The following is an 8,569-nucleotide window of genomic DNA, read 5'->3' as shown; positions in this document are numbered from 1 at the left end:
AAATATATGATTCCTGTCGACAAAGACCGCGACACTCTGACTCAGTAAGACTAGGGAGGGCGCGTAGAGCGGGCTATCCTCAAGCAACCGTTCGAGCTCCGTACGAGACGATTAGGATCATCTACCTCCATCTGGCTCGTGCCATCAGGTTCGCTTGAAGACCCTGGTGTCAGAAAGCTGACAAGAGCGGCGCGGACTCCACAGCAACATTGGGGGGTATGCGTGTGTTTCTTTCGTCAAGCAAGGCGCGCATCAGATTCCGCGAGTGGCACGCCGATTGCTACAATGAGAGAGAGAACCCACCGCGAAAGCGGTGGGGTTCTTCCGGCAGTTGCCGTGACGAATCATAAATGCGCTGACGAGATTTGTGGCAGCGCCGGAGCGGCGAACATCAAACGGGAACTTCACCGCGCCGACCAACAACGTCGCTGCAGCTTTTCAACAGAAGGTCGTTCACGATGGTTGACCCACAACTCGGCTTTGAAGGGGACACGACTGACGGCTTCATCAATCGATTGCGCGAAGCACTCGGCAAAGGCTCGGTGCTGACCGGCACGGACATCGGCTCTCGTTACTACCACGATTTGGCGGGTAAGCTGGTCGCCCAGCCACGAGCGGTCGTCCGTCCAAGGACGACGGAAGAGGTCTCGGCGCTGCTTCGGCTTTGTCACCGTGAACAAGTGCCAGTAACGACGCAGGGCGGGATGACAGGGGTGGTGCGCGGCGCTCTGCCGAACGCGAATGAAATCGTGCTGTCGATGGAACTCATGAATGCGGTCGAGGAGGTGGATACCTCGTCAGGCGCAGCCATTGCGCAGGCCGGCGCGCCGCTGCAAAAGGTCCAAGAGCGGGTCGAGCAGGAAGGCTACATGTTCCCACTTGATCTCAGCGCGCGCGGTAGCTGCACCATCGGCGGCAACATCTCGACGAATGCCGGCGGCAATCGCGTGATTCGATACGGCATGACGCGCGACCTGATCCTCGGCCTCGAAGTCGTTACCGCCGATGGCACAGTGCTACAGGGCTTGCGCAAATACATCAAGAATAACACCGGCATCGACCTTAAGCAGCTTTTCATCGGCAGCGAGGGGATTCTCGGCGTGGTCACGCGAGCCGCCTTGCGTATCTTTCCCGCCTCTGCGGAGCGGCAAGTGGCGCTCTGCGCCCTGCCCTCCTTTGCACAAGTTATCGCAATCCTGGGGCTGGCGCGAAAACACCTCGGCGGAGAACTGACCGCATTTGAGGTGATGTGGAACGAGTACTACCGCCTCACCGTCGAGCGCGTGGAGGGCGTGGTCGGGCCGCTGCGGGCCCATCATCCCTATTATGTTCTGATCGAGGCCTCCGGTGACGACACCGATCGTATCCACGCTGATCTCGAGAAACTGCTCGAGACGGCAATGCACAAGAATATAATCCTTGACGCGACGCTCTCGACATCGAATGCATCCGCAGCAGCGATATGGCGTGTTCGCGATTCCAGCTTGGAACTTGCCCGCACCTTTCCTTATGCCGCACGTATCGCTCTCGACGTCAGTCTCGCCATCGACCGGATGGAGGAATATGTGAAGGCAATCGGCGCGCGCATTAAGGCGATCGACCCCGGCGCGTTCGCGATCGTCTTCGGTCACGCCGGCGATGGTAACCTGCATGTCAATCTGCATCACGAGCACACGCCTGACAGGCGGCAGGATTTAGAGAAGCTTGCTTATCAGACTACCAGTGAATTCGGCGGGTCGATCTCAGCGGAGCACGGCATCGGCGTCGTGAAGCGGCCGTATTTAAAGATGAGTCGGACACAGGAGGAAATCGAAACGATGCGAACGCTCAAGCGCGCGCTCGACCCGAACAGTATCCTGAATCCGGGACGCATTTTCACGATGTGAGACGATGTGCGGACAACGCGGGCATCTCAGTCGGATGGGTCGAAATGTAGTTTACCAGAGAACGGTTGCGCTGGCATTTGGAGAATCATTAAATCGATCATACAAGTGAGACGACGCGAGGCGAGAGTTCCGCGCTGTCGGTAGTTGTCGGGACAACCGCAGAGGGCAGCGTGCTTCAGCGCTTGCCCGGCTCCGCTAGTCGCGCGCCGTCGTCAACGGATCAAACCTTACTTGCCGACGGATGTTCGAGGCCAGGCTGACCGATGGTGATCCGGATTTTTCTGTCCGATGCGCAGCAGCAACAAGTTAAGGCTCGGCACGAGAAGCGGCCGACATTTCCATTCTCCATCTTCGCCGTGCCATCCAATTCCGATTGAAGACTCATCGGGCAAGGCGCGCATCAAAAATGCCGCGGTTGGCGGCGATCGCTGAGATGAGGACCAAGGAGATGCAGCCAAGGCGGCCAGGATCAGAGTCCCGCTCGCCGACGTTTCAGCAGTCCGTCTAAAGGACCATCGAAGACGCCTATACTTCTCCGCGCGAGAGGTACGAGTCGGCCGAGTCAAGCGGCTTCCCACCGGCATGTGGACAACTGCTTACACCCGCCTGCGTGAACCGATTGAGTGGCCGCTTGAGACCGAGATTCTCTCTTAGTGTTTCTCCTAAATATCCTGCTCTGAATTTGCCTCGTCGGCGCAATTCGGGAACGACGAGCTCAACGAAATCCTCTAGTCCGCCGGGAAAGGTCGGCGGCAATATGTTGAATCCGTCAGCCGCACGCTGATCGAATGTATCCACCATGACGTTAGCAATTTCGCTCGGCGTTCCCACAACCATGAGATGGCCACGACTGTCCGATACCAAGCGGATCAGCTGTCTCCAGGTAAACTTCTGGCGTGCGGCCAAGTCGAGTAGCACTTTCTGGCGACTCTGGATGAAATTTGTCTGCGGTAACGCCTCCGGGACCAACGAGTCGAGATTTATCGAACGCACGTCGATTACATGCCCGAGCCAACGATTGGTCAATCCAATTAGAACGTCATCGTGCATATACGAATGGAGTCTTTGCAGTTTCTCAGACGCTTCTTGGTTAGTCCTTCCAACGATCGGGACAATGCCCGGCATGACTAGAACCTCATCGTCCTTACGCCCAAGTGCGCGCGCCTTCTCTTTAAGAGTTCCGTAGTGCCGTTTACCGTGCTCAAAAGAGGGTGCGGCAGTGAACACGACCTCGCCGAATTCTGCAGCGAACGCTACTCCGGCATCGGATGCACCAGCTTGAACCAACACGGGATACCCTTGCGGCGGCCTTGCGATGTTCAACGGGCCTCTGACTGATAGGTAATCCCCTCGGTGGTTAAGAACGTGCAGCTTTGTGGTATCAGCGAAAATACCGCGTTGCTTGTCACGATTGAAAGCGTCGTCTTCCCACGTGTCCCAAAGACCTTTGACAACGTCTACGAACTCTCTCGCTCGAGCATAGCGAGTGTCATGGTCGGGAAGTTCCTCTTGGCCGAAGTTCGCGGCCTCGAACTTAAATCCAGAGGACACAATGTTCCAGGCCGCACGTCCCCGCGATAGGTGGTCAAGTGAGGCGAACATGCGTGCAAGGTGATAAGGCTGGTAGTACGTCGTCGTCGCTGTCCCGACAAGGCCAATCTTTTGTGTTTTCATTGAAAGCGCCGACAACAGCGTGATGGGCTCAAAACCATCGTTTCGGCTCGTACGAGCTATGGTTGCGTGATCTATTACACTTTGACTATCGGCGAGAAATATGAAGTGAAATGCCGCATTTTCGGCAAGTGCTGCCAGACGAGCGTAATAGTCGACATCAATTCCGCCATTCGCTGGCACGCTTGGATCGCGCCATGCACCCTCGTGGTATCCCGCCTGAAGGAGCATCACTCCGAGCTTCATATCTTCATTGCGCGGCATGCCGCACCTCCTTTTAAGTTGCACTATCCTCTCCAGCCGCGATCAGTTAAATCCGACGCAAGCCGGCGGAGTTACCGGGTTCAGCCTCAAGCTGAGACAGCTCTGCTGGCATCTCGGTAGCCGAGAGGACGAAATAACGGGATCTCCGGCGCGGTCGCTTCCATGAGAGATGAGAGGACGCAGCTGTAGGGGACCTGAGCACGCATAATTGCCGTAAGCATCGAGCTAGAGCGTTGATCCGGGCCGCTAACCACCACAGACTGTGGTTGATGTTCCATACCGCGCTCCTTGATCAGCCATAATCGGCCCAACGTTCGCCCGACGGATAGGTGACATGCTTCCGTTGTCTAGATCAATTGCCGGCGTTGGTAGTTGACCGTGGCGCAAACTATCTGATCCCGAGTTCGGCGTTCGGGCTCTGTGCCCGAGTGCAACGAATATTTAGCCGCGCCTGACACCAACGCCGATCTGGAAAAGTAGCGTCAGGTTGCGAGCAAGATAATGCGTAAACAACACACTCAATGCGTTCTAATTGGGATACCGGCTGCCGAGGCTGAATCATGAATTCGAGCCGCCACTCCGAACTGCGACGCTGTCCTACAACGGCTGTTAATCGTCCCGCACATCAAGATGCGCGCGCGACGCCGTTGCGGCAGCTGTCCCTCGTAGCCTGCTCGGATCGCTGTCGATGACTGCATCAAATGCGACGCCCGCCGCGACATAGGCAAGCCCTTCGGCGACACGCGCAGATGACCGCAAGGTCATCATTGACGGATTCGAATGCAATGATTTGCGCCCCGGTCAACTACCAACGCCGGTAATTGATCTAGACGACAAGCGCATGTCACCTATCGGAATCATGAACATGACGTACGTCAAACGAAGCTGAAAGGCGTTCGGTATGCAATCGGCTCCACAACGTGTTCTCGCCAAAGCTCCTGGTCTAGGCGTCAACTCGACCGCACCGCCCCTACTCGTCGACAGTGAATTGATGACAGTATCGGCAATTTTTACAATGCGCGCCTGCTGGTACGAAAGCTCCGTCAGTTCCGTCCTGACGGCGTCACGGTTGAGGGCAAGTGCTTTCCGAACATGAACTCGTGTATCGGTCAGCGACACCCGCTCCCTAATATTGACGTTCGTCGCGGAAGTCATGGTCGTCGTAGGTATTGATCGAATCACTGGTCTCCGGCGATGAAATGAACTAAGAAATTGTGTGCGCTAGCGTCTATACCGCCACGGGCGTCGACCCGATTCTCATTCACTCGCGCAAGAGCACCGCGGAGGAGATCGTCTCATTCGCAAGTACGGGGCAGCATTCCATCCATGTTCCAATGGTTCTAAAGAAGCACAATCAGACAACTATCTCTGCATGTCGTGATGCCAGTTATCTCCACGGACATCTGTGCCAGCTACCCCATAAGAGGCGGAATAGAAGCACTGCGGCAAGTCTGCGGTCGCATTATCCCTGAGGAAGGCATTGCTAATATTACCACATATTGCTTTGCTCGCCGAGTTCTCCGAATTGTTGAGATACGACGAACTCGGCTGTACCCAAGGGCGATATCTGCACACCGCTGAAGGATGGCAACTGTTGTTCATACACTCATCGACATGCTCGTTCTCGAGAGGCTAACGTTATGCAATGCTTCCCCTATCGTCGCGCTCCACAGCAATCTCGAACCGCTTTTTTTGCTCTCCCTGAGGTCATGGAATGGGTCCGCAGTCTTTACGCGGGCCGACCTGTGCATTCCTACTGTCTCCTGGCCCGATTCCTTCAGCTTTCGCAACGCTGTCTAGTCACCGAAGTAGAGCTAGGATACCACCCGTTCGTCTCCTCTTAACAGCGGGGCCCATTTCCAGGGGCTCGGCCTCGCGGTGGTAGGGATTACAGGCGACATTCTGGATCGATCGGAGAGCTTTCATGTTGGCTCAACGGACAGCCTTGTTCAAATCGTCAGGGACCGTCGCTGCGTGGACCGCCGCCGAAGCAGCTGCCGCGAGCGGCGACCAAATCATCGATTTGAGCGCCGGAGAGATCTTCAGCGACCTAGCTCCATCGTTGCGCGAGGGCGCGATAGCCGCGATTAATCGTAACATCAACCGCCGCACCGATACGGTTGGTCTGATGGAGTTACGCCATGCGCTTGCTCGCAGAATTTCCGCCGAGACCGCTCAACCTTGGTCCGCAGACGAGATCGCAGTGACGAGCGGCGCCAAACAGGCGCTCTTCAATGTGGCCATGACTCTTCTTAATCCCGGTGACGAAGTACTGATCCCCGCGCCCTATTGGACTACTTTCCCGGTCCAGATCGGCGTTGCTGGCGGCACGCCGGTCTTTATAGAGACCAGGAATAACAAATATGTGCCGAGGCTGACGGACCTCGTCGCGGCTGTTACATCAAAGACTAAGGCGATCGTGGTCAATACACCGAGCAATCCGACCGGCACGATATATGACCGCGTCACTCTTTCTGGTATTGCCCAACTTGCTCTCGATCGCGATCTCTGGATCATCTTCGATGAATGTTACGGGGCCTTCGCCCACGCTCCGCATGTCCATCATCCGATCGTCTCTGTGGCGCCCAGAGCACGGGATCGTACTTTGATCGTCAATTCGTTTTCCAAGTCGTTGGCCCTGACCGGGTGGCGGATCGGTTATCTTGCCGGCCCAAAGAGCGTCATCAGAGCAGTTAACGCGTTACAAAGCGACACAATCTGCTGTCCGAATCTCATTGCACAGCATGCCCTGCTTCATTACCTGGAGTGCGGCGATGCTGTCTTCCAGCTACAATTGCAGCGCCAGGTTGCGAACGCGCGAGCGCTCGGGTTGCCGATCCTTTCAGCACTGACATTGGTGCCCCAGCCTGCCGCCCAAGGTGGATTTCATTTCTACCTCGATTTCAGCGGATGGCAGCGGCGAGCCAATGCCCGTGACCGCGAGTTCAACGCCGATGACGTCGTCAGCGTATTGCTGTTTGACGCTGGTGTGGCAGCAGCTTCCGGCACAGCTTTTGGCGACCCCGCGGGGGTCCGACTCTCCTACGGTGTCGATCTCGTGTTACTTGACAAAGCTTTGCGGCGTTTGACCGCAACTCTGAACGCGTGGAAATGACTCCTTGGCGCTACGCCCGGCATTCCAAGCCACGCCATCATTCTTGCAGCCCGGCTCGGGTCGCACCTGTGGCCGCTGGCCAGCACGCGGCCAAGGCCGATCCAATCATGAGACGGTCCTCCCGTACATCACACTCGGTAACCTTCGCACTTGGCGTGCGAAACGACCATTGTTGCCGTCGAAAAGATGATACTATGCCGCGACGCGGTGACACATTCGCTGACCGAGCGCTACTTTCTAATGAGCCAAGCCTACCGCGCAAAGACGTCTTGCGCATTGTTCGCACCCGTTGGCCGTCGAAAATGGCCTTCACTGGCCTCTCGACGTTTCCCTCGACGAGAACCTCGCCCGCGATCGCAAAGATAAAGGATAGGCTAACCTGGCCGTGCTCGTGCGCCCGGCTGCGGATTCCGACGAAGCCGGCCACGAATTGAACGAACCTGCGGCGCGGAGTAGGGGCAAGCCTGCTGAACTGAGGTGTCCTGTCTGAGAGGATGTTGGCCTTCGCACTACCCTCTCAAGACAGGAGACCCAGATGGCTACGATGAGCCCTCTTCACCAGCGCATGATCCAGGACATGACGGTCCGTAATCTGCAGAAATCCTGTATCTATGCGATCGCAAAGTTTAGCCGATATTTCGGCTATGCGCCGGACCGCCTGAGTTTCGAGCAGGTCCAGGCCTATCAACTGCATCTCATCAGCCAAAAGCGTTCGTGGTCGCACATTAACTAGGTCGCTGGTGCGCTGCGGTTTTTCTACGGCGTGACACTCGGGCAGGCGGAAGCTTTCGAGCGGATCATCGGGGGCCAGAAGCCCGACAAACTCCCGCTCGTCCTCAGTGCCGAAGAGACCGTGCGCTTCGTGGAGGCAGTTACGGGATTGCGTAATCGCGTCGTGCTGACGACGGCTTATGCGGCGGGCTTACGGGTTGGCGAGGTCGTCCGCCTGAAGCTGGGCTCGATCGAAAGCGAGCGAATGTTGCTACGAGAACGACAAGGGCGGCAGGCTTTGTTACGCGATGCTTACCCCGCGGCTGCTGGAGATTCAGCGTGCGTACTAGACGCGCGCACGGCCGGGCTCTGTGGCTATTTCCAGGCAACGACCCAAGTGGACATGTCAGCGTCCCCGCCATCAGGCGGCCTGCGGGGTCGCCCGCCGCCGGGCTCGGATTGCCAAGCCAATCACTATTCACACGCTCCGGCACTCGTTTGCCACCGATCCTCTGGAAGACGGGATCGACATCCGCATCATTCAGGTCTTGCTCGGACATGCCCACCTGGGATCGACCGCACGCGCTATGCTCAGGTTGGGACCAATCTGCTCGCCCGCACCGCCAGCCCATTCGACCGGCTCTCCATCAAGGTGATCCCACCCGACTGAGCCGCGCATATGCGGTCCGTGCTTGAGGTGGCGGACATCTTCCGCCGCCACGGCACCGCGTACCGTGCCCCCCAGGGCTCTCGGCTCTCCTCCGAGCAGCGCCGTGTGATGGCGGCCATCGAAGCGTGCCGCACAGCGAGTTCGGTGACCACGTCGAGCGGTGCGACGATTGCGGCCTGGTTCGCGTCGCCTACAACAGCTGTCTTATGGGCAAATCCATTAATGGGGAGCTGGCGGCGACTTGATCACGCT

5 protein-coding genes and 2 pseudogenes are annotated in these 8,569 nt (G+C 57.3%); 6 read left to right on the top strand and 1 reads right to left on the bottom strand.

The annotated features are described in order from the left end of the window. The first annotated feature begins 365 nt into the window (after positions 1–365). The gene (locus tag CQ13_RS04860) at positions 366–1,886 is read left to right on the top strand and encodes an FAD-binding oxidoreductase (RefSeq protein WP_156433503.1); all 1,521 of its coding nucleotides are present in this window, start codon (positions 366–368) and stop codon (positions 1,884–1,886) included. Positions 1,887–2,411: 525 nt separating this feature from the next. Here CQ13_RS04860 and CQ13_RS04855 read toward each other — a convergent pair. Beyond that, complete coding sequence (locus tag CQ13_RS04855) at positions 2,412–3,821, bottom strand: LLM class flavin-dependent oxidoreductase (RefSeq protein ID WP_082637316.1); 1,410 nt, start codon at positions 3,819–3,821, stop codon at positions 2,412–2,414. A 1,924-nt stretch (positions 3,822–5,745) separates the two neighbouring features. Here CQ13_RS04855 and CQ13_RS04850 point away from each other — a divergent pair. From CQ13_RS04850 to CQ13_RS45280, 5 genes and pseudogenes are all read left to right on the top strand, one after another. After that, positions 5,746–6,936, top strand: a complete 1,191-nt coding sequence (locus CQ13_RS04850) for a pyridoxal phosphate-dependent aminotransferase (protein ID WP_057841885.1) — start codon at positions 5,746–5,748, stop codon at positions 6,934–6,936. Between the two features lie 225 nt (positions 6,937–7,161). Further along, a pseudogene (locus CQ13_RS46975) lies at positions 7,162–7,426 on the top strand (ISAs1 family transposase); the annotation flags it as partial. Positions 7,427–7,471: 45 nt separating this feature from the next. Continuing rightward, positions 7,472–7,669: a hypothetical protein gene (locus tag CQ13_RS46715; protein WP_156433502.1), complete on the top strand. Its 198-nt coding sequence runs from the start codon at positions 7,472–7,474 to the stop codon at positions 7,667–7,669. Between the two features lie 349 nt (positions 7,670–8,018). Beyond that, positions 8,019–8,303 (top strand): tyrosine-type recombinase/integrase, encoded by a 285-nt coding sequence (locus CQ13_RS46710; protein WP_156433501.1) that lies wholly within the window; start codon positions 8,019–8,021, stop codon positions 8,301–8,303. 23 nt (positions 8,304–8,326) lie between these two features. Further along, positions 8,327–8,520: pseudogene (locus tag CQ13_RS45280) on the top strand (transposase zinc-binding domain-containing protein); the annotation flags it as partial. Positions 8,521–8,569 lie beyond the last annotated feature (49 nt).

Source organism: Bradyrhizobium retamae (genome assembly GCF_001440415.1).
Taxonomy (GTDB): domain Bacteria; phylum Pseudomonadota; class Alphaproteobacteria; order Rhizobiales; family Xanthobacteraceae; genus Bradyrhizobium; species Bradyrhizobium retamae.
Note: the sequence above shows the minus strand (reverse complement) of the source record. Positions and strands in the feature narration are given on the sequence as shown.